The 19,276-nt window shown below is 57.6% G+C and carries 20 protein-coding genes and 1 riboswitch; of the genes, 3 read left to right on the top strand and 17 right to left on the bottom strand.

Annotated features, from left to right (window positions below; genetic code table 11):
- Positions 1-6: 6 nt before the first annotated feature.
- The 5 genes from E9954_RS18575 to E9954_RS18555 all read right to left on the bottom strand — a co-directional run bounded on the left by E9954_RS18575 (position 7) and on the right by E9954_RS18555 (position 4,552).
- Complete coding sequence (locus E9954_RS18575) at positions 7-399, bottom strand: type II toxin-antitoxin system VapC family toxin (protein ID WP_136080784.1); 393 nt, start codon at positions 397-399, stop codon at positions 7-9.
- Complete coding sequence (locus E9954_RS18570; protein WP_136080783.1) at positions 390-617, bottom strand: type II toxin-antitoxin system Phd/YefM family antitoxin; 228 nt, start codon at positions 615-617, stop codon at positions 390-392. The genes E9954_RS18575 and E9954_RS18570 overlap by 10 nt, the downstream gene beginning before the upstream one ends.
- Before the next feature lie 66 nt (positions 618-683).
- The gene (gene ribH, locus E9954_RS18565; RefSeq protein WP_136080782.1) at positions 684-1,193 is read right to left on the bottom strand and encodes a 6,7-dimethyl-8-ribityllumazine synthase; all 510 of its coding nucleotides are present in this window, start codon (positions 1,191-1,193) and stop codon (positions 684-686) included.
- Between the two features lie 11 nt (positions 1,194-1,204).
- On the bottom strand, positions 1,205-2,407 hold the full coding sequence (locus E9954_RS18560; protein WP_281281246.1) for a bifunctional 3,4-dihydroxy-2-butanone-4-phosphate synthase/GTP cyclohydrolase II: 1,203 nt from the start codon (positions 2,405-2,407) through the stop codon (positions 1,205-1,207).
- A 72-nt stretch (positions 2,408-2,479) separates the two neighbouring features.
- A riboswitch (FMN riboswitch) is annotated at positions 2,480-2,608 on the bottom strand.
- 63 nt (positions 2,609-2,671) lie between these two features.
- Complete coding sequence (locus E9954_RS18555) at positions 2,672-4,552, bottom strand: C39 family peptidase (protein WP_168442392.1); 1,881 nt, start codon at positions 4,550-4,552, stop codon at positions 2,672-2,674.
- Positions 4,553-4,846: 294 nt separating this feature from the next.
- On the opposite strand from E9954_RS18555, the gene E9954_RS18550 reads away from it, so the two are divergent.
- Both E9954_RS18550 and E9954_RS18545 read left to right on the top strand, forming a co-directional pair.
- Positions 4,847-7,093 (top strand): hypothetical protein, encoded by a 2,247-nt coding sequence (locus E9954_RS18550; RefSeq protein WP_136080780.1) that lies wholly within the window; start codon positions 4,847-4,849, stop codon positions 7,091-7,093.
- A gap of 282 nt (positions 7,094-7,375) precedes the next feature.
- The gene (locus E9954_RS18545) at positions 7,376-7,795 is read left to right on the top strand and encodes a hypothetical protein (protein WP_136080779.1); all 420 of its coding nucleotides are present in this window, start codon (positions 7,376-7,378) and stop codon (positions 7,793-7,795) included.
- Positions 7,796-7,805: 10 nt separating this feature from the next.
- Here E9954_RS18545 and E9954_RS18540 read toward each other — a convergent pair whose 3' ends face one another.
- Both E9954_RS18540 and E9954_RS18535 read right to left on the bottom strand, forming a co-directional pair.
- On the bottom strand, positions 7,806-8,789 hold the full coding sequence (locus tag E9954_RS18540) for a sodium:calcium symporter (RefSeq protein ID WP_136080778.1): 984 nt from the start codon (positions 8,787-8,789) through the stop codon (positions 7,806-7,808).
- 46 nt (positions 8,790-8,835) lie between these two features.
- Positions 8,836-9,870, bottom strand: a complete 1,035-nt coding sequence (locus E9954_RS18535) for an ornithine cyclodeaminase family protein (protein ID WP_168442391.1) — start codon at positions 9,868-9,870, stop codon at positions 8,836-8,838.
- Between the two features lie 257 nt (positions 9,871-10,127).
- Here E9954_RS18535 and E9954_RS18530 point away from each other — a divergent pair, with 257 nt between their 5' ends.
- On the top strand, positions 10,128-10,748 hold the full coding sequence (locus E9954_RS18530) for a hypothetical protein (RefSeq protein WP_136080776.1): 621 nt from the start codon (positions 10,128-10,130) through the stop codon (positions 10,746-10,748).
- Between the two features lie 6 nt (positions 10,749-10,754).
- Here E9954_RS18530 and E9954_RS33080 read toward each other — a convergent pair whose 3' ends face one another.
- The 10 genes from E9954_RS33080 to E9954_RS18485 all read right to left on the bottom strand — a co-directional run bounded on the left by E9954_RS33080 (position 10,755) and on the right by E9954_RS18485 (position 19,276).
- On the bottom strand, positions 10,755-11,321 hold the full coding sequence (locus tag E9954_RS33080; protein WP_222847015.1) for an IS630 family transposase: 567 nt from the start codon (positions 11,319-11,321) through the stop codon (positions 10,755-10,757).
- A complete protein-coding gene (locus E9954_RS33075; RefSeq protein ID WP_222847016.1) occupies positions 11,302-11,691 on the bottom strand; it encodes an IS630 transposase-related protein in 390 nt (129 codons plus the stop codon). The genes E9954_RS33080 and E9954_RS33075 overlap by 20 nt, the downstream gene beginning before the upstream one ends.
- Before the next feature lie 55 nt (positions 11,692-11,746).
- Positions 11,747-13,078, bottom strand: coding sequence for a tripartite tricarboxylate transporter permease (locus tag E9954_RS18520; protein ID WP_136080775.1), 1,332 nt, complete (start codon positions 13,076-13,078; stop codon positions 11,747-11,749).
- A 3-nt stretch (positions 13,079-13,081) separates the two neighbouring features.
- A complete protein-coding gene (locus tag E9954_RS18515) occupies positions 13,082-13,855 on the bottom strand; it encodes an OB-fold nucleic acid binding domain-containing protein (protein ID WP_136080774.1) in 774 nt (257 codons plus the stop codon).
- 12 nt (positions 13,856-13,867) lie between these two features.
- Positions 13,868-14,797, bottom strand: a complete 930-nt coding sequence (locus tag E9954_RS18510; RefSeq protein ID WP_168442390.1) for an MlaD family protein — start codon at positions 14,795-14,797, stop codon at positions 13,868-13,870.
- Positions 14,790-15,554, bottom strand: a complete 765-nt coding sequence (locus E9954_RS18505; protein WP_136080772.1) for an ABC transporter ATP-binding protein — start codon at positions 15,552-15,554, stop codon at positions 14,790-14,792. Before E9954_RS18505 ends, E9954_RS18510 begins: the two co-directional genes overlap by 8 nt.
- Positions 15,551-16,339, bottom strand: a complete 789-nt coding sequence (locus E9954_RS18500; protein WP_136080771.1) for an MlaE family ABC transporter permease — start codon at positions 16,337-16,339, stop codon at positions 15,551-15,553. Before E9954_RS18500 ends, E9954_RS18505 begins: the two co-directional genes overlap by 4 nt.
- 20 nt (positions 16,340-16,359) lie before the next feature.
- Positions 16,360-17,679: a hypothetical protein gene (locus E9954_RS18495; protein WP_136080770.1), complete on the bottom strand. Its 1,320-nt coding sequence runs from the start codon at positions 17,677-17,679 to the stop codon at positions 16,360-16,362.
- 139 nt (positions 17,680-17,818) lie between these two features.
- On the bottom strand, positions 17,819-19,048 hold the full coding sequence (locus E9954_RS18490; protein ID WP_136080769.1) for an ABC transporter permease: 1,230 nt from the start codon (positions 19,046-19,048) through the stop codon (positions 17,819-17,821).
- A complete protein-coding gene (locus E9954_RS18485) occupies positions 19,049-19,276 on the bottom strand; it encodes a type II toxin-antitoxin system Phd/YefM family antitoxin (protein ID WP_136080768.1) in 228 nt (75 codons plus the stop codon).

Raw genomic sequence — 19,276 nt, 5'->3', positions numbered from 1 at the left:
CCTCATTTAATTGATGGTCTCCACCCCGTAGTGGCTGAAGACGGAATCGTACGTAACAATTGGGATATCGCGGCCCAGGGATTCCGCGATGATAATCCGGTCAAACGCATCAGCATGATGATCGGATAGCTGGGTTGACTCGAAAAAAGCTTTCCCCGAGACCGGCAGCTCGGTCAAACAGTATTCCTTGATCGCCGTTTCCCAAAGCACCATGGCGCTTTCAAACGGTTGAATCCCAATGTTACCTTTCTTGTGTTTGATTGCGATTTCGAACAGAGAGCATGACATTGCATAGACAGTCTCAGCCTCTTCCAACGATTGCCGGGCAACCTCGCTTAGTTCCCGTTCCGCCAAACCGACCAATGAGAGAAAACCACATGTATCAAGAATCAGCTCCATCCGGGCAAATCCTCATCGGAAAGTGGTTCGATTGCGATTGATTCCGGAATCAAGGGCTTCACCCCGCTCAATGGCGTTGTCTTTCTTTTCGTTTTGGCATGCGGAACCAAATCGAACCAAGGCTCGCCGTTCTTACAAACAACCACCACCTCGCCATCATGGGCCATATCACCAAACTTACTGAGCTTCGCTTTTGCCTCTCTAACTGCAACCTGCATGGGAACCTTCCTTGATTGATCTACAGGCGGAACAATGTAGTCACAGTAGTCACGTGTCAAGCTCCGTCACAACTGCTTATAGACACGTGCGGTTTCAATGGCCGCTTCGGCGGCGTACCAGCCGCGGGTGTTTTCGCCGCCCAGGCAACGGGCCTCGGCCTGCGCCCAAGTGCGGACGCCGACAATTTCGTTGATGACCGGAATCTGGTGCTTGCAGGCCATGTCGAGAATGCTCTGCCCGGTGGTATCGATGATCATCTGCGCATGCTGCGTTTCGCCTTCGACGACGACGCCCAAAACAATCAAGGCGTCGTAGCGCTTGCTTGCGGCCATCTTTTCGGCAACGACCGGAATCTCGTAGGCTCCCGGAACCCGAACCACATCGATGGTTTCGCGCTTGGCGCCGTTCTTTTCGAGGCACTGGTAGGCACTGCGCGCCAGCTCGTCGGTCAGCTGGTCGTTGAAGCGCGCCACCACGATGCCGAACCGCAGGCCAGAGGCATCGAGGTTGCCTAGCACCTGGCGGGCGCCAATGCCGCCAATTGGATCAATTGATTTTGAAATGCCTTTTCCCATGATCGTTTCCTTTAAAGCATGTGCCCGAGCTTGTCGCGCTTGGTTGCGAGGTAGAAATCGTTGTGCTTCCCTGGCATGAGCGCCAAAGGAACACGCTCCCCGACGGAAACACCGTATTTGTCGAGTCCGGCGATCTTTGCCGGATTGTTGGTGAGCAAGTTGATCGTCGTCATGCCCAGGTCGGAGAGGATTTGCGCGCCGACGCCATAGTCGCGCAGGTCGGCATCGAACCCGAGGTGTTCGTTGGCCTCGACGGTGTCCATGCCTTTTTCCTGCAGCTCGTAGGCGTGCAGCTTCTTGGCGAGGCCAATACCGCGGCCCTCCTGGCGCATGTAGACGATGGCGCCGTAGCCGTGCTCCTGGATGGCGTGCATGGCGGTATGCAGCTGCGCGCCGCAGTCGCACCGCATGGAATGGAACACGTCGCCGGTGAGGCATTCGCTGTGCACCCGCACCAGCGGGGTCTTGCCGGAGCCGGCATCGCCACAGACCAAGGCAAGGTGGTCCTTGTTGTCGACCTTGGAGCTATAGAGCTTCAGGCGGAAGTCGCCGGCATCGGTCGGCATATTGATTTCCCGCTCCATCTTGACCAGTTTTTCATGGGTGTAGCGGTATTTGGTCACCTCGGCGACCGAAGTCATCTTCAGCTGATGCTTTTTCGCGAATTCGACCAGCTCCGGCAATCGGGCCATGGTGCCGTCGTCGTTGGTGATTTCGCAAATCACGCCGGCGGGTTTCAACCCGGCAATCTTCATTAGATCGACCGTCACTTCCGTATGCCCAGCCCGGTCCAGCACACCGCCGGACATGGCGATGAGGGGGAAGATGTGCCCGGGGCAGAGCAGGTCTTCGGCCTGGGTTTGTTCATCCACGATGGCCCGGATGGTCATCGAGCGCTCGTGGGCGCTGATCCCCGTCGTGCAGCCGACGGCATCGACCGAAATGGTGAATGCGGTCTGGAACATATCGCCTTCGTGCGAAACATTCATGCGGGAAAGCCCCAAGTGGGCCGCGCGTTCGCGGGTGATGGGCATGCACACCAATCCGCGGGCATGGGTGATCATGAAATTAACCATCTCCGGCGTACAAAGCTCGGCCGCACAGATTAGATCGCCTTCGTTCTCCCGATCTTCATCATCCGTCACCAGGACGATTTCTCCACGGGCCAATGCCTTGGCCACGTCCTCGATGGGATCGAAAATCTCATTGCTCATAATTTGCTCCTGTAAATCAAAAAACCCTGAAGACCGCACGTCTTCAGGGCAAATCGCAGACCTATGGCAATGCACAATCTTCTCTCATCCAGACTATACTGTCGGTCGCAGAATTCCACTGCATCCTGTTGTTCCGAACATCGGACCAACTCGCGGACTGTCACCGCCGGTCGGGAATTTCACCCTGCCCTGAAGATCGGTGGAATATGTGCAAGGCCGACCCTCAATTCAAGCGAAATCGGCATGCATTCAGGCAGGACGGACCTATTCCTCCAGCACGGCGCGAAGGCGCATGAAGCCCGTCTGCCCCAACGGGACGGACGCTTCCCGCAACTCATTCGTCGAGGTTTCGTTGAGAATGATGGTCTGAATGCCTCCCGCTTGCCAACCGTTGGTGAGCGAGGCCGACCATTCCGGCACCAGGGAAGCGTTGGCGCGCCTGGATTGGGCGTAGACCATTTTGAAGCGCCCGGTGGAGGAATCGCCGGCAAACGTGAAGAGGTTGCTGGCCGCGACCGGAACGAAGGGCGAAAAACCGGCGGCATATTTGAGGAGGTTTCCCACGCCATCGCCCGCCGGCGCCTGCGCATAGCCGCTCGATGCGTGCCCCACGGCGTGCATGGCAATCCATGCCTGGTAGTTGATTGCATTCGTATCCTGCCGCCAACCGCCCTGTATCATGGCAACGAGGTTGGAGTCGGCCTGCACCGCCGCAGGGTCGGAAAAATCGATGCCGTTGGTTCCACAATAGGCTTCCATTTGTGCAACCAGGTTCGATAAGGCGGAAGGCTCAAGTGCTGTGCCATCCGCCATACGAATCGAGAAACCATACCCATTGTCATAACCGGACACCCGAACCCGATCATTACTGCCATAGGCCACCCATAGATCGCTGCCATCCAGTCCCAGAACCATGCCAGCCTTGTCGACGCTCGCATCGAATACCAGTTCGTCAAGATCGGCATCTGTATCGATGACCTCATCGATACCGCCGCCTTCCGAAAAGACAAAACTATCGGCACCGGAAAAACTATGGACAACATCGTTGCCTTCGCCGGGAAGGAACACATCGTTGCCTCCGGTCTCGTCGTGGAACACATCGTTTCCCTTGCCGCCCTCGGCATAATCATTGCCATCCGTTGTCCAGATCACGTTGTCGCCGCTGTTGCCAATGATTGCAGGACTGCCGCCGACGGAGCCTTCCACCCGGAAACTGTCGCGTTGGATCTTCAAGGGGAAGTCCACCACGACGATCTGGGCCCCCGGATAATTCCCGTCAGGCACATACTGTCCGTGCGCCTCGTGGTAGAGGCTGGTCGACATGAAGGACGCTCCGGATGGATTGGTTTCGTCGCCGCTGTCGCAATAATAGAATCCCTCGAGTTCACCGGTCATTTCGTTGTAGGCCACACCGGTGAGGGTGATCGCGTGGTCGTCATAGCCCCGGGGAGACGCATTTACATTCACAACGCCGTAATCCACCCCCAGGATGATGGCCTTCCCGCTTTCAAGGTATTCCGCCACTTCCGGCATCGGGCGATTCGTTAACAGCGAGACCTCGCAACCATATCCACTTTCAAGCGCAACGGCCACATTGGCAGGATCCGTATCCCCCCGGGCGCGGTTCCCCACCAAATCATTGGCGTACATGTATGCAATCACCTCTTCTTCCGTGATCACTTCACCGAGCATGGTCATCACATTGGCGATTGAGGCCATCGTGCAGGTGTTCACCAAATTGCTGGCATTATCGAACTGATTATCGTCCAGTCGGTCGCGCCAATCGATCGGATCGCCATACACATGCGCGAGCGTGTTGGATGCAAACTCAACCACGTCGAACGCATCCTGCCCCATGACCACCTTTTCCACATTCGTGGGTATGGAATAGATCTCCGAATTCAGCCAGCCGTTCATGTTCGTCCAGAAACAAAACTTCAACTCAACGGTATCGAAACCTTCGTCCGGATTTTCAACCACGGTATCCTGCTCGTGATCAACGTAGTAGTAATCATCCCCCCCAAGCCCGATCATCACATCGCCGCCTTCAAGGCCATCGATGCAGTCGTTTCCCGCCGTTCCATACAGCGTGTCGTTGCTGGATGTACCGGTGATAAAGACAGGAGCCGTCGTGGCTGAAGCCATGATTTCGCCTACGCAGCACAGGCTGGCAACGGCTATCGCAAAACAAGTTGCTCCAATATTTTCCATAAATAACAGCTCCAATGCATCGACGGATACTTAGAACCATTATAGAAAGCATTGTTTGTGGCAAGTCCCAATAAGGTTAAACAACCTGAAGCGAAACACTTGGAAACACACATCCGCTCCCCGATGGCCGCCAAGGGAACCCCGCCACCTTTTAACTTCCATAGGGTTTGTTATTGGAAGCGGGGTTTGGCATGGTTCCGGCTGTTTTGCATTTTCAACGGGGAACACATGGCGAAAAAAGACTATTCATCCGAACTTTGCAACGAACTGGGAAAAGCCGCAGGCGATCCGCAACTGCTCATCAAGCATCGCCCGGTGCGCTATGAAAAAGGCACCGTCCTGCCCATCGACATCACGGGGGTCTTCCCTGCCATTTCCGGCAAAGCCGAGCTGACGGTCGATAAATTCCTCGGCGGCGGTTTTGCCGGCCAGGTCTACCGCTGCAAACTTACGGGGCTTGAGCTTCCCGCAGGCACGTTCATTCCCGGGCTGGAAAAAGGCAACCTCTACGCCGTAAAGATCGTCATCCCCCCCAGCGGCTTTTCGCGCTGGTTCCGCAACACCACCTATTGGCTCGCCTTCCAAGGGCCGTTCAGCTCGCAGGTGAACCATGGCGCCTGCCGCGCCGGGTTGCTCTGGCAAAAGCTGGTTCGCCGCGCCGGACTCGTCAAATTTGGCCGCGAAACCGCCGTGAAGGATGCCTATGCCTCCTTCTGGGATTCCAACCTCAATGCCTATGGCGAGATCACCGAATGGGTCGAAGGCCGCATGTGGCACCTCGAGGCCGACGAAGACATCTCCCGCCGCTTCGACTGGAAAAATGTCCCGCTGGAAGCGACCGGTAGCCCTGAGTATGTCGACAAACGCCGCTTCATGCGCGACATGGTTGAACTGATGCACGCCATGGGGGCCCCCGAGTTTGCCCGGCAGTACGAATGGTCGACCATGAAAAGCCAGCCCAACTGCATGAAGCGAACCGACACCGCGGACGGCGGCCTCTGCGCCATCGACTTCCGCGCCGGCCTCGCCCTGCTCCCCTGGCTGCCCATGAGCCCCGGCGACTTCAAACTCATCCTCAACGGGCTGAAACGCGGAGCCCTCGTCCAGTTCGACCGTTGCGACCTCTCCAAGATGGAGGCCTATGTGGCCGACCATCCCGAGGTGTTTACCGATGTCCAACCCATGATCGACGAACTCAAGGTGCAGGATCGCGCCTATCGCCGGTCGCTTTGGGACATCACCCACCACGGCCTGCGCCCCACCTTCGACAAGGAGTTGCGGCAGGATGTGATCAACGGCCTCGTCGAAGGCTATCTGGCCGACGACCTCGTCGATGACGATTTTGCCGAAACGCTGCGCAAAGGAGGCCTAACGTTCTCGTTCTTCCACCTGCTGGGCGCGGTTCCGCTGCTCGGCAAGATGATCCGGCAGCGCTGGGGCAGCCGCAGCTTCCGCAAGCATATGCTTGGCATTTTCACCAAACCGGCCTATTTCAAGGCCGCTCTCAAGGCTCGCGCCGCGCACGACCTCATCGGCTGGCACCGCGCCGGACGCACCGACGAAACGCGCACCCGCAAGCTCGCAGATAACCCCGGACTCTTTTTCCTCGAGCGCTTCACGGTCGGCTTCCTGCCCATCGGCCTTCACCGCCTCTGCATCCGGCCGGTTATCGCATGGAACGGATTCGTGGCCTTCTTCAAATTCATCTATGACTTCGCCAAGGATGAAGCGTTCCGCGAAAAGTGGTTCCTCGACCAGGTTGCCGAGGGCGAGGCCGACGGCATGCTCACCAGGGAGGAGCACGACCATATCGTCTCCATCATCAAGGAACCTTACATCGTCAAATACCTCAAAAGCATGGCAGTCCACTTCTGCACCATTCCCGTCACCCAGATCTTCAGCGTCATCACCGGCGCTTTCGTCGCGGCCTATGTCTTCCACAAGACGGGCGACAAATCCGACGCATCGCTGGCCTTCGCCGGCATCGTTGCCCTCTTCCAAGTCACCCCCATCTCCCCCGGCTCCCTGTGCCGAGGCTTCTACGTGGTTTATCTAATGATCCGCGAGCGCAACTGGCGCGACTACCTCGTGGCCGCACCGCTCTCGTTCGTCAAATATATCGGCTATCTCGCCTTCCCGTTGCAAATGACCACCACCTACCCGCACCTCGCGCGCTTCCTCGTCAGCCGCCGCGCCACCTCCGTCGTACACATCATCCCGGTCTTCGGGGAGCACGGCGCCCTGCTCGAACACTGGGTGTTCGACCTCTTCTTCAACATCCCCCAGATCATGGGGCGCCACATGCGCGGCCTTCTAACCCTCTGGATGCTCCTCGGCATCGGCATCATTGCCCCGGCGCTGGCCCAGGCCGAAACCACCAAAGGCATCGTCGGCCTCTCCATCGCACTGGTCGCCGTCTTCATCTGCCCGCGCCTGGTCTTCCTCCCCATCCTCAGCCGCGGCAAAAAAGCCTAACCGCCACTCCATCCGGCCACCGGCCGAAACCATGAAGCCACATGCCGGACGGAAAAACTGACGGCCGTCACTTTTTCCGTCCGGGGAAAAAGAGTGGAGGGCGTGTCCACAACCGGTGGAGGCGTTCGTTTCGTGTGTGAAGCTTGCAACAGTTTCAAGGCAGTGCATGGGTTTCTCCTCCTCTTTTCCCGTGCGCTGTTTTTTTTCATCACGACCGTTGTTTTATTGCCCCCTCCTCCGAATCCATTATGGTAAACGGCAAATAACTTCCGAGGATTTACCATGAACCTAGCTGCCGCCACCGACCGTATCGACACCGCCCTGCTCAACCTGGAACGCGCCATTGGCGAACCGGTGTTCGATGAATGGGCCATTGTGGAAAAGAGCGTGAACGGCTGGAAGCTGATTGAATATGGCGGAAACCGGAAAGACGAGTTTCTCGCCGATTTCAGCACCGACATCGCCGCCTTGCGCGACACGCTCGACCCCAACCGCATTCCCGTTGGCGATTTTGCCTTTTCGCACGAGGGCTATGGCTCCGGCTTCGATGCCCACATGTGCGTTGGAACCGACCTGCTCGTGCTTTTCAACAACACGGGGAAGAGTACCGGGGAAATCACCAGCAACCCCCGGTGGACCTCCGCCCAGATCCACTTCAGCGAGCTGCTCGAAGCGTTCATCGCCGATCCGCTACAGGCGTGAGCAAGCCTCGCTACCTCAATCCCGCCCATAGGAAATAGCCGAAGGCGGCCAGGAAGAGGGCCGCGAAGATTCGGGGCAAGCGTCCGAGCAGCACCACGAAAACCAGGTGCACGGCACATAGCCCCATCAGGATCAGCAGGGATTGCTGCAGGAAGGCCGAGGAAGGAATGGCCCGGAACGCCGCAAAAATACCGATGCAAAGGGGGATGCAAATGTGCGCATCGCCGGATTGCGAAGTATAGACGACGTCCATGCGGTCCTTGGCTCCGTAGTAGAAGGCCAACAGCGCATTCGGCAACACCATGAGCACGCCGCTTGCCCAGCCTAGCACGTGGGCAGGAACCAGCTTGCTATCGAGCGTCTGGAACCATTGCACCAGCCAGTCGGTGCTGATGAAAACCCCGAACGCCCCCGCCAGCAGCAAAACCACGTCGAACACCAGCGTTGCCGGATAGCGCTTTTTCGTGAGCAGGTTGGTCTTTTTCACGTCGTAGACATGGAAGCACTGCCAAAAAACAAACAGGGCCAGCAGAACGAAACCATCCATTCTGGAAAGCGTTCCATCGATCGCAAGCAACCAAACAAAGAGCGAGAAAAACAGGGCCGCCACCAGGTTGAGCGCCAGCGATAGCCTACCGACCTTGTGCTCGCGCAATGCCGCCTGGCTCTTTTTGCGCGGAATGCTCGCCATGCTCCAGATCAGCACGGGCAAGCCGATCAACAGCGTCAGGTTGGTGATGTTGTTGAACAGGCAGTTGACGAGCACGTCGTCGCCACTTCCATGGTTCCGGGCCAGCACGATCGCAAACACCAGATTGCCCATGCCGGAGCAGAACGGCATGAAAATCGTTCCAAGCACGGTGCCCTCCACGCCCTGGCCCGACAAAACCTCAAGCCGCCATACGACCAGCAGGCTGGCCAGCAGGAATAGGGCGATGCAGGCAAAGGGAGCGAATGCGCCCAGGATTGAAATGGATTCGTGGATCATTTCCATGGAATCAATGTAGCAGGATCAGAACCAACTGCGGCACCAAAACAGGCTATTCGTTCAGCCGGATCTCCGTCCCGAAACCGTCCGCTTTGGATTTCCCATAGATTTCCTCCGCCACGACAAAATCCTGGATCGCGGTTCCCACGCTTTTGAAAATGGTGGTCTCGTCGGGATTGATCCGCCCCCCGATCCTTCCAAGAACACATGCGCCGATCTCGCCGGCGAGCCATTCGCTGGAATCCTCGGAGGAATGCCCGGCGTTACCGATGGCCTTCAAATAATCGCCGCTTTCGTTAAGACAGTCCTCCATGTCGTCGAAATAGGACCGGGACGAGTGGATGATGGCCGGATCCAGTTCCTGCATTTCGGGCCGGAAGGAGCCAATGGCATTGATGTGCGTTCCCTTCTTTAGGTGTTCCTTATAAAAAAGAGGGCGTTGCGCGTTGGTCGCGGTGCAGATGATGTCCACCTCTTTCAGCACCGACAGATCTTGGCCAATCTCAATGCTTGCCTTGGTTTTACGGCTCATATCCTCAACGAACCTTTCGGCGTGCTCCCGGGATGGGTCAAAAACCCAGATCTTTTCAATATCGCGCACGGCATCCACGGCTTCGAGCTGGGTTCTTCCCTGGCCTCCGCACCCAAAGACCGCCAAGGTACGGGAATCCTCCCGCGCCAGGTATTTCGTGGCGAGCCCGCTGGCCGCCCCCGTGCGGATGGCGGTGATGAAGTCCCCATCCATCATTGCGAGAATTTCGCCGGTCACGGCATCCATCAGCAGGACAACGCCCAGAATGGTTGGAATGCCCGGAACGGCATAGGTGTTTTTTTGGGTCAGGATCTTAACACAGAACTTGTCCTGATTAGTCACAAACACGGGTTTCGACAACAAGGTCATCGCGTCGTCCGACGTATTCACGATGTACCGGTGCGGGACTTCGCACTCGCCGGATGACAGGCTGGCGAACGCGCGCGACATTCCGTCTATCGCCTCCGCCATAGTGTAACAATTCGCCATTTCAGACCGCTTGATGATCTTCATGGGCTGTCTATGGGCAGCCGTATCGGTTGTTGTTTTGTTCATGCTCATTAAAAATTCCCTGTGTGCCGGTTTCACTCAAACGTAATGCAAGCCTCCCGTTTGCGTCCCTATCCGAGCGCCACGGATACAGGCACTTTAGCGCAGAGGCATTCGGGCATGAACAAAAAAGCACCCCGCAATACGGCAGGTCAATTTTGGAAGGTAATAGTTGTCTACTGCCGTTTTAAAAGATGGTATTTCTTCCTTCGCTTCACTGATCGATTTGGCGCCATGTAAAAACAAATTGGAGAGCAGATACAATGAAACAGATAGGTCGCGTATTACTCGGGTTGTTTATGGCCGGCGGGCTGCACGTTTTTGCCGGAGACACCGATGATTCCTCGGACACCGACGGAGAAAACAGACCGCCCGTGCGCGAAGAAACGGATGCTGCAAACAAAAAGCCACTCGCCACAAAACCCCAATCGAGCATTCGGGACAACCTCTTCTTTGGGGGGTATATCAACCTGTCCATCGGAAGCTATACGGTTATCGGAATAGAACCTATGCTCGGTTATCGGCTGACCCCCAAGCTCTCAACAGGAATCAAGGTCCGCTATGACTACATTAAGGATGACCGGTATGCCACGAGCCATACAACCAGCAATTACGGGGGCAGTATTTTTGCAAGGCATCAGATCAACCCGAAATTCTATGTGCAACTCGAACCCGCAACATACAACTATGAGCTGTTCTATACGGACGGCAGCTCGGAACGGGAATGGGTGCCGTTCCTGTTTGCCGGCGGGGGATACATTCAACCGCTCAGTGAACGCAGCTGGCTGAATGCACAGATCCTGTTCGATGTGCTCCAGAGCGACAAATCCCCCTACGACGACTGGGAACCCTTCTTCAGCATCGGAGTCGGTGCCGGGTTCTAGAGCAATTTAATTTAAACTGTAGCCGCATGAGGCAAACCAACCTTGAGCATCCGCCGCACTAACGCACCCTAAGGCAGCGCCGATCGCATCAAACAGAGATTCCAGGGAGCGCGCTTTTTCCCCGCGAAGCAATTGCTTTACTTTGCTCCACATCTTTTCGATGGGATTGAGATCAGGACTGTAGGGCGGAAGGAACCAAACCTCTGCCCCAGCTTCTTCGATCAACTGTAACGAAGCCTTGTCCTTATGAGCCGAGAGGTTATCAAGCACAACGATATCGCCCACTCGAAGAGTCGGAGCTAGAACCTGTTCGACATAGGCACGGAATACATCGCCGCTTGTGGCGGCATCAATCGCCATGCAGGCTGTTTCTCCGTTGAAACGAATGGAGGAGATCATGGTGGTGGTACACCAATGGCCATGCGGGGCGTGATCGTAAGCCCGCTCATTTTTCGGCGAGCGTCCGTACAGCCGAGTCATATTGGTCTTGGCTCCAGCCTCATCAATAAAGACCAACCGAGCAATGTCAAGTTGCCCTTGCATGGCCATCCACTCAGCCCGTGCGAGTTTCACGTCTTCGCGCCCTTGCTCGCTGGCGTGAAGCGTTTTTTTTAAAGCTCATCCCCATGTCCTTGAGTACATAGTGAATGGCAGGCAGCGTGCAATCGAGCTCCAGTTGCTCTCGGATCTCCCACAACGTGATATCAGGTTGCCGATCAATCAGCGTTTTCATCTGCTTCCGGTGCTCTTGGGTGAAGTAGGGTTTTCTTCCTGAATGGCTGTGAAGCGGGGCGATATCGCCGGTTCGCTTCCGTTGCGAGAGGAGCTTCTTTACCATACCAAGCGATACCTTGTATCGGTCAGCAATGTCCTGCCGGGTTCCTTCTCCGGCATCGTAGGTGGCCAGAATTCTCTGGCGTAGATCCAGTGATAGAGTGCTCATGCAAAGAACTCTACACAATGACTCATCTAATGGCTATAGAATTATTTAAAATGCTCTAGAGCAACCCGAACCAGGCGGCGACGGTTGGACCGAAGCCGGACATGTTGCAGGCGATGGGCAGGAGAAGGATGCCGAGGCCGTTGAGCCGTCGCGAGCCGAACAGCACGGGGATCAGGCCAATGCCGGTCCCGACCAGCATGATGAAGATTCCGGCCCAGCCCGTCACCAGGTAGACCATCAGAAGAATAATGAGCAGTGCGGCACCGGAGATGGTGCGATAATCGATCCTCCCCATCAGCCACAAGGTGAAACGGGACAACGGCGAAAGAAGCAGGAACGAGACCGCGCCGGAGATGGCGATGCACCCGAGCGCAAGGAAATAGTCGCCCCACCCCACGGGTTCGTAGAATCCTTTGATAATCCACGCCCCTCCGCCCCGGGTCAGGTTCAGGCCGGGAGCGAAGAAGAGCAGCAGCGCGCCCGTATAATAAACCATCTTCGAGACGCCCTGGCTCATCATGAAGACGCGTTCATCGCGCTGGGCGGTGGCATGCCCCGCCAACAAACCGCCAACCCCACCGGTGACGACCGGGAAAAACGCGGCAAAACCGCCCCCCAGCCCACCGGCGGCGGCACTCCGCAAAATGACGTCGCCATTGATTCCGAAGGATTTGGAAATTCGTTGCCCAGGCACCTGCACCCCGCTGATCATGTTGAGTAAACACCATGGAACGGCAAACAACCCCACGAAGGCCGGCATGATGTTCTGGAACGCGGCATCGGGCGAGACCGGGGATCGGTAGAGCAGTATAAAGCCCAGCCAGCCCGACAGGAAAAAGGTTAACAGCCCAGCCGCCAGCCCTTTCCAGGCATCGAAAAACTTGCGCCATCCCGCAACCCCGAGGTTGCCGCCCTTGGGCCACTCGGTCATGAGAATGAAGGTGATGATCACCCACAGGATCCAGTGCATGTGCGGCATCAGGACATACTGCGCAACCGGAAGGATCCGGGGCGCCAGCGGACCGACGACCAGCAAGAGCAATCCGATGCCGGCCAAGCCTCCCACGCCAATGATCATGACGCCCTCGTAGCCGCGGCCGCCCATCAGATATTTTTGCCCCGGGAGCACCGTGAAGATCGCGCTCTCGTCCGGCGCCCCCAACAGCACGGAGGGAATGGTGTTGAGCATCGACCACCCGCAAACGAGCCCGACCATGAAAGGAATCACCAACTCGCCGCCTATGGACATCCCGGCATCCTGCGCCCGATAAAGCAGCACCATCGCCAATCCCATGACATTGTAGACATGCAATCCCGGAAGGATCGCGACAATGCACGCGACCAGTGTGCCGGACAGCACGGAGAGGATGGCGGGCAATAGCATCATCGCCTATTCCAGCGACACGACATCGCCGGTCTCCCAAACCTTGAGTTGCACCTTGTCCTTGTAGACGCCCACCGTGCCCGACACCTTGACCCTGTCGCCCGCCACAATGATGGGCGGCTCTTCCAACCAATGGACAACCTCCAGCGTACCGCCCCCATCGGCAAGCACGATCTTGTGCGGGGCCTTCGATCCCCTGTCCGGCCGCCAAACTTTTGAAACGCGGCCGCAAACCGTAACGCGCTCGCCCTTGCGCGCTGCCGCGATGCTAGAAAGCGAGGCCTCCCCTTCCCCATTCACCGCGCCCGGGGCCACCACGTCCACCCGATGGGCCCGCATGCGGATTTCGTTTCCGGCCCCCACGCTCAGGTTGCCGGAGACCTCCACCCGGCTTCCGCCGGGAGGCAGGCTGCCGCCCTCCGAAGCCGAGTCGGCGAAAACCGCAATGGTTCCAGTTCCATCATCAACAACATAGAGCACCGAACCGCTTCGCAATTTGCGGGCACCGGATTCCAGGGTTCCCGCGATCCGCACGTTGGCGAAATTCATGACGGGTGAGATTTCGGCGATCCTGACCACGGGCAGCTCCCGGCTCCGGGCATAGAGGTGGAGCAGGCATAAACCGCCGAAGGCAACGACCACGGCGGAAAGCCGCAGCACCTTCAGCCCCATTCGCTTTTCGAGGCGCATGCCGCAGTTGGAGCAACGGGATGCCGGGCCAACGAAGTGTCCACAATGCGGGCATTGCACTTCGTTTTTCCCCGTGGCTTGCTCCGCCATACCCGCCCCCGTTTAGAATGCCCCGAAAATGACGCTGCCGAAGGATGTGATTGGCGATGCCTCGCGCAGGTCGTCCACCGCCGCCCGCACATCCTCGACCAGCAAAGCGGCTTCGTCGTAGAGCTTTGCATCGCGCACCAGCCTGCCGAGCGTACCTTCGCCGGAATCGATGCTTTGGGCGATGTTGCGAACGGAAACCATGGTGGCGCCCAGATCCTCATAGAGGGCGTCGTCTTCGCTCATCAGCTTGCCGAGCGTTCCCTCGCCTGCGGCCAGTCGGTCGCTGATGCCGCGCAGGTTGGCCATGAGCACGCTGGCATCGTTATAGAGACCGTCATCCGTCATCAGCTTGCCCACGGTGCCTTCGCCACTTTCCAGGCGGGCCACCATGGATTTAAGATCCTCGCTAACGACGGCCATGTTGTTGTATATCGTATCGTCGTGCAGCAGCTTGCCGAGCGTGCCTTTCCCTTCCCCGACCGCATCGATGATCTCCTGGAGTCCACTCACGGCCGCACCGAGCTCCTGGATCATGTCGACGGGTTTCGAACCGAGGATGGTTACATTATCGCCGAGCACCGGCGCATCCTCGGGGCCTTCATAGATTTTCAGGTATTTGCCGCCGAGCATGGAGGCATCGACCACATCGATCTTGTAGCCATGGCGCAGCGTGATCGGAACATCGAGGGTAACAAACACATGCACCCGGCTGTTTTCCAGCTGGGTCTGCTTCACCCGGCCAATATTCATGCCGCGCAGGTAGACATTGTCGCCCTCGCGCAGGCCGCTGACTTCGCTGAAGACGAATTCATATTTATGGGCATCCTTGAGCAGGTTTTCCCGGCTGAGCACGATCGTGAAAATGCCCAAGGCAATCAGCACGGTGAACATGAAAAGCCCAACCAGGATTTCGATGGTGATTTCGCGCCTGAATTTATTCATGGCCCATGCCTTCCCATTTACCTTTTTTCGTAATGTATTGCGACTCCAGGAAGCTCTGCACCGTGGGGTCTTTTGATCTAATGAAGCCCTCGGGCGTTGCATTCTCCACAATGCGGCCTTCGTGCAGCATCATGATGCGCGAACCGATGGCCAGCGCACTATGCAGGTCGTGGGTCACAACAACACTCGTTATACCGAGTTGCTCGCGCATGTTCACGATTAAATCGTCGATTCGTCGCGAGGTCACCGGGTCGAGCCCCGAGGTGGGTTCGTCGTAGAGCACGATCTGCGGATTCATGATGATCGCGCGAGCCAGCCCGGCGCGCTTCTGCATGCCGCCCGAGATATCGGAGGGAAATTTGTCGCCGGCATCGTCGAGGTTGAGCATCGCCAGTTTTTCATCGACGCGCCGAATGATCTCCTCGTCCGGCAACTTGGTGTGCTCGCGCAGCGGCAGGGCCACATTGTCGCGCACGCTCATCCATTGGAGCAAGGCCGCCCCCTGGAAGAGCACGCCGAACTTTGCCCGAACCCGCTGCAGTCCGGAGCGGCTCAAGTTGCCGAGCTCCTCGCCATCGATGAGAATGCGGCCCGAGTCCGGGCGCATCAGCTGGATCATGTGCTTGAGGGTAACGCTCTTCCCCGCCCCGGAAAGCCCGACAATCACAAAGGTTTCCCCTTCGCCGACCTGGAAGTCGATGCCGTCGAGCACGGTCTTTTTGCCGAGCACCTTGGTTACCTGTTCAAACCGGATCATATGTAGAACAACCTTGTCACCATGTAGCCCACCACCAGAATGACCAGAAACGAAATAATTACGGAACGCCGCGTGGCCTTGCCCACGCCCACCGCGCCCTCGGTCGTCATGAAGCCCTGGTGGCAAGAGACCGTGGTGATGATGATGCCGAACAGCAGCGCCTTGAACAGGCCCACATAGAGATCCTTGTTGGTGGCGAACTCGGTGGCGTTGCCAACATAGGCATCGAACGACACCCCCAGCTGGGTGGCCCCGACCACCGCTCCGCCGAGGATGCCCAGGATGTTGGTGTAGACGGTCAGGATCGGCATCATGACCGTCAGCGCGACCAGCCGCGGCATGACCAGGAAACGGTTGGGGTTGATGCTCATCACCTCCAGCGCGGAGATCTCTTCGGAAACGCTCATGGTGCCCAGCTGCGCGGCGATGGCCGAGCCGACGCTGGCGGCAATGATCAGGCCGGTCATGAACGGCCCCATCTCGCGGATCATCGACACCGCCACGGCCGACCCGATATAGACCTCCTGCCCGTAGCGCCGCAACTCCAGGCCGGTCTGCAGCGCCAGGATCATTCCGGTGAACAGCGCCACAACCGAGATGACGGCCAGACTCTTGATTCCGGTAATGTAGAGCTGTGTGGCGGTCTCGTAGCGGCTGCGCTTGCCGAAGGCGAACTGCATGAACCAGAAGGCCTCGAACAGCATGAACATGCCGTGCCCCGTGTCGTGCAGGAGCTGCAGCACCAGCGCGCCGAGCCGTTGCGCCGAACGCACCGGGTACTGCATGTAGTTTGTGACAAAACTGGCTATGGCTGCGTCTCCCCGTCGCCGAACCACATGAAGAGAAAGCGGTAGCGACTGTTGTTCCCGCTCTTTTTATATCCGGCAAAACCTTTCAGCAAGCTCCATTCGAACACGTCCTCCCCGTGCGTCTGCCGGTAGAGGCCCCAAAGCAGATGGTGCCCCACCTCGCCCTCGACATCCATGCGACGGTAGAGCGTCCACCACGGCGCCCAGTTGCGTTCGATGCCCGGTGTGTTGCGCATGGGCCAAAGATCGAGCGTGCGGAACCGCGATCGCTCAAGGTTGCGCTCCCAACTCATGAGCGGCCAGATCTTCCAATAGCGGGAGACGGCATCGCCCACCTCATACCCCTTGGTCGGCTTCGTGACGACATCGGCCTGGTAGTGCACAAAGGGAACCAGGCGTTTCCGATGCTGTTCGTGCCGGGCATAGTCGGTCTTGTTGTTCCAGACCAACGGCCACAGCCAATACTGCTTGGTCTGCGTTCCCAGGCTCTTCTTTCCGTAGAACGGCCAGAATATGCGCTTGTGCATTTCGCCATCGGCCAGCTGGATGAAGGGCCAGGGCGCATGCACGATCCACTGCGGCTCGCTCGACATGTAGCGGAAGAACGGCGGCACCAGCCAATGGTTGTCGGCCCTCTCCGTCTTGATGCGCCCATAGATGGGAACCAGGATGAATCCGCCGCCGGGATTGCGCTCGTTGGTGTATTCGACCGTGCTCAGGATCGGCCAGAGGTAGTATTTCTTAACAAACTCCCCCTCCAGCTCGTTGCTGGCATAGAACGGAATAAAGCTCCGCCGATCCACCCCTTCGCCCGTGGTTCTGGAAATCAGCGGCCAAATATAGGTCTTGGTTTGCAGATCGTTGATTTGGCTCTGGTAGTAGATGGGGAAGAGCACGAACGAAACCGAATCGCGCCCCAGGAATTCATGGATGGTTCCGCCAAAGGGGAAGACCGCCAGATAGTCATCGCCCTCCGCCGAGGTGCCACTGAACCAGATCGGAATAATCCAGTTGCGGTCGCGCCCGGTTTCCTCGTCGCCGAAATCGGTCGAGAACCCGAAGAAGAGCGTTCGGCTATAGGTTTCCTCCTTGAAGCCTTTCCGGGTGTAGATGGGCCAGACATAATCCTTGCGCCACCGCTCCGCATCCTCGACCGTGCTCGAATAGAACGGGCGCCACGCATAGAACGATGCCCCGTTCGTCTCCACCTTGTTCACATACAACGGATCGCCATCGATCTGCGCAAAGGCGCGTCCCGCGGCAACCAATACCACGAAAAGCAGCAACTGAACTGGGATGATGAAGCGACCGGCCATTTAAGCGCCATAATGGTTGCGGCATGGGGGCATGTCAACGAACAAGCACCGTCCGGGAACCGGGAAGTATATCATCCAACCACCACGATCGTGGTGGTTGGATGATATACCTGCCGCTGGCGCGGGGGTGCGCGGGGGCCTATTCGTAGCGGAGGGCATCGACCGGTTCCATCTTGGCGGCGCGCATGGCGGGCACGAGGCCGGCGAGGGTGCAGAACACCATGACCAGGCTGCAGACGATGAGCACATCGGAGCCCGTCGTGTGGGCGGGCAGCTTGCTGAGCTGGTAGAGCTCGGGCGGAAGGAGCTCGAGGTTGAACTCGCTCGACATGAACATCAGCAGCTCGTTGCGGTATTTCAAGACGAGCATGGCCAGGCCAACCCCCAGCGCGTTTCCGACCAAGCCCTGGATCAACCCCATCCAGAAAAAGATGCCCGTAATGCCGCCGTTGCCGAAGCCGAGCGACTTGAGCAGGCCGATCTCGCGCGTCTTTTGGACGGTGAGCGTAATGAGGGTGTTGGTGATGCTGAAGGCCGCGACGAGCGCCACGAAGGCCAGCAGGAAAAACATCATGTTTTTTTCCACGTGGAGGGCGGCGAAGATCTGGCTATGCATCTCCATCCAGGTTTTGGGATAGAACCCCATGCCCAGGGTTTCATGGATGTTCCTGGCGGCCACCGCCGCCATCATCGGATCGTCGAGCATCACCTGCACGGAATGGACGCCGCGATCGACGTCGTAGAGCGAGCGGGCTGTCTCGAGCGAGGTGAAGGCAAAGCCAACGTCGTATTCATACATCCCAACGTGGAAGACGCCGGCGACGGTGAGTTCCTCGGGCAATCGGATTTCATCTTCGGCAATGAAGCTTTTCGGGGAATAGACCGTAAGCTTGTCGCCCACCCAAATGTCCAGGCGGTTGGCGAGGTCGGAGCCAACCACGATCTGATCGTCCTCCACCGCGAATTCGCCGGCAACCATACTGCCGGGCACCCGGCTGACATTCTTTTCATATTCGGGGTCAACGCCCTTGAGAATCGGCGTATGCACCCGGTCGTCGATCTGGATCAGCACCAGCCCTTCCAGGCTCGGGGCAACCCCTTTGACCCCCTCAACCTGCGCCGCCTTTTCCAGCACCATTGCGGGATCGCGGACAATCCCGCCCTGCTGGACAACGCTGATATGGGCGTTGAAGCCCAGGATCTTGTCGCGCCAAACCTCGTCGAAGCCGGTCATCACCGACAGCACCACAATCAGCACCGCCACACCAATGGTCACACCGAGCATCGAGATCACCGTTACGGTCGAGATAAACGTCCGCTTGGGCTTGAGGTATTTGAATGCGAGGAATAGGGAGAAAGGTAATTTCATTTATGCTCCATACCGGTTACGGCTTTCACGCACGAAACCAACAATTTCATCAGTGGTTATCTCCAAGTCCACACCCTCGACATCAAGAGGGGAACTTGTTTCTTTTACAGCTTGGAGCTCAAATAGATGTCCATCTTTACGACGAATACGGATGCGTTCGCCACGATCCGCTTTGTCAAGTAAGGCAGCCATGTTCTGCCGGGCTTCTGAATAGGTATATACTTCCAT

Origin of the sequence: Pontiella desulfatans (genome assembly GCF_900890425.1) — a bacterium.
Classification (GTDB): Bacteria; Verrucomicrobiota; Kiritimatiellia; order Kiritimatiellales; family Pontiellaceae; genus Pontiella; species Pontiella desulfatans.
Note: the sequence above shows the minus strand (reverse complement) of the source record. Positions and strands in the feature narration are given on the sequence as shown.

Excerpts from the sequence above, each read along its gene's own strand:
- E9954_RS18575 (WP_136080784.1), bottom strand. The coding sequence starts at position 399 with ATGGAGCTGATTCTTGATACATGTGGTTTTCTCTCATTGGTCGGTTTG.
- E9954_RS18570 (WP_136080783.1), bottom strand. The coding sequence starts at position 617 with ATGCAGGTTGCAGTTAGAGAGGCAAAAGCGAAGCTCAGTAAGTTTGGT.
- ribH (WP_136080782.1), bottom strand. The coding sequence starts at position 1,193 with ATGGGAAAAGGCATTTCAAAATCAATTGATCCAATTGGCGGCATTGGC.
- E9954_RS18560 (WP_281281246.1), bottom strand. The coding sequence starts at position 2,407 with ATGAGCAATGAGATTTTCGATCCCATCGAGGACGTGGCCAAGGCATTG.
- E9954_RS18555 (WP_168442392.1), bottom strand. The coding sequence starts at position 4,552 with ATGGCTTCAGCCACGACGGCTCCTGTCTTTATCACCGGTACATCCAGC.
- E9954_RS18550 (WP_136080780.1), top strand. The coding sequence starts at position 4,847 with ATGGCGAAAAAAGACTATTCATCCGAACTTTGCAACGAACTGGGAAAA.
- E9954_RS18545 (WP_136080779.1), top strand. The coding sequence starts at position 7,376 with ATGAACCTAGCTGCCGCCACCGACCGTATCGACACCGCCCTGCTCAAC.
- E9954_RS18540 (WP_136080778.1), bottom strand. The coding sequence starts at position 8,789 with ATGGAAATGATCCACGAATCCATTTCAATCCTGGGCGCATTCGCTCCC.
- E9954_RS18535 (WP_168442391.1), bottom strand. The coding sequence starts at position 9,870 with ATGAACAAAACAACAACCGATACGGCTGCCCATAGACAGCCCATGAAG.
- E9954_RS18530 (WP_136080776.1), top strand. The coding sequence starts at position 10,128 with ATGAAACAGATAGGTCGCGTATTACTCGGGTTGTTTATGGCCGGCGGG.
- E9954_RS33075 (WP_222847016.1), bottom strand. The coding sequence starts at position 11,691 with ATGAGCACTCTATCACTGGATCTACGCCAGAGAATTCTGGCCACCTAC.
- E9954_RS18520 (WP_136080775.1), bottom strand. The coding sequence starts at position 13,078 with ATGATGCTATTGCCCGCCATCCTCTCCGTGCTGTCCGGCACACTGGTC.
- E9954_RS18515 (WP_136080774.1), bottom strand. The coding sequence starts at position 13,855 with ATGGCGGAGCAAGCCACGGGGAAAAACGAAGTGCAATGCCCGCATTGT.
- E9954_RS18510 (WP_168442390.1), bottom strand. The coding sequence starts at position 14,797 with ATGAATAAATTCAGGCGCGAAATCACCATCGAAATCCTGGTTGGGCTT.
- E9954_RS18505 (WP_136080772.1), bottom strand. The coding sequence starts at position 15,554 with ATGATCCGGTTTGAACAGGTAACCAAGGTGCTCGGCAAAAAGACCGTG.
- E9954_RS18500 (WP_136080771.1), bottom strand. The coding sequence starts at position 16,339 with ATGCAGTACCCGGTGCGTTCGGCGCAACGGCTCGGCGCGCTGGTGCTG.
- E9954_RS18495 (WP_136080770.1), bottom strand. The coding sequence starts at position 17,679 with ATGGCCGGTCGCTTCATCATCCCAGTTCAGTTGCTGCTTTTCGTGGTA.
- E9954_RS18490 (WP_136080769.1), bottom strand. The coding sequence starts at position 19,048 with ATGAAATTACCTTTCTCCCTATTCCTCGCATTCAAATACCTCAAGCCC.
- E9954_RS18485 (WP_136080768.1), bottom strand. The coding sequence starts at position 19,276 with ATGGAAGTATATACCTATTCAGAAGCCCGGCAGAACATGGCTGCCTTA.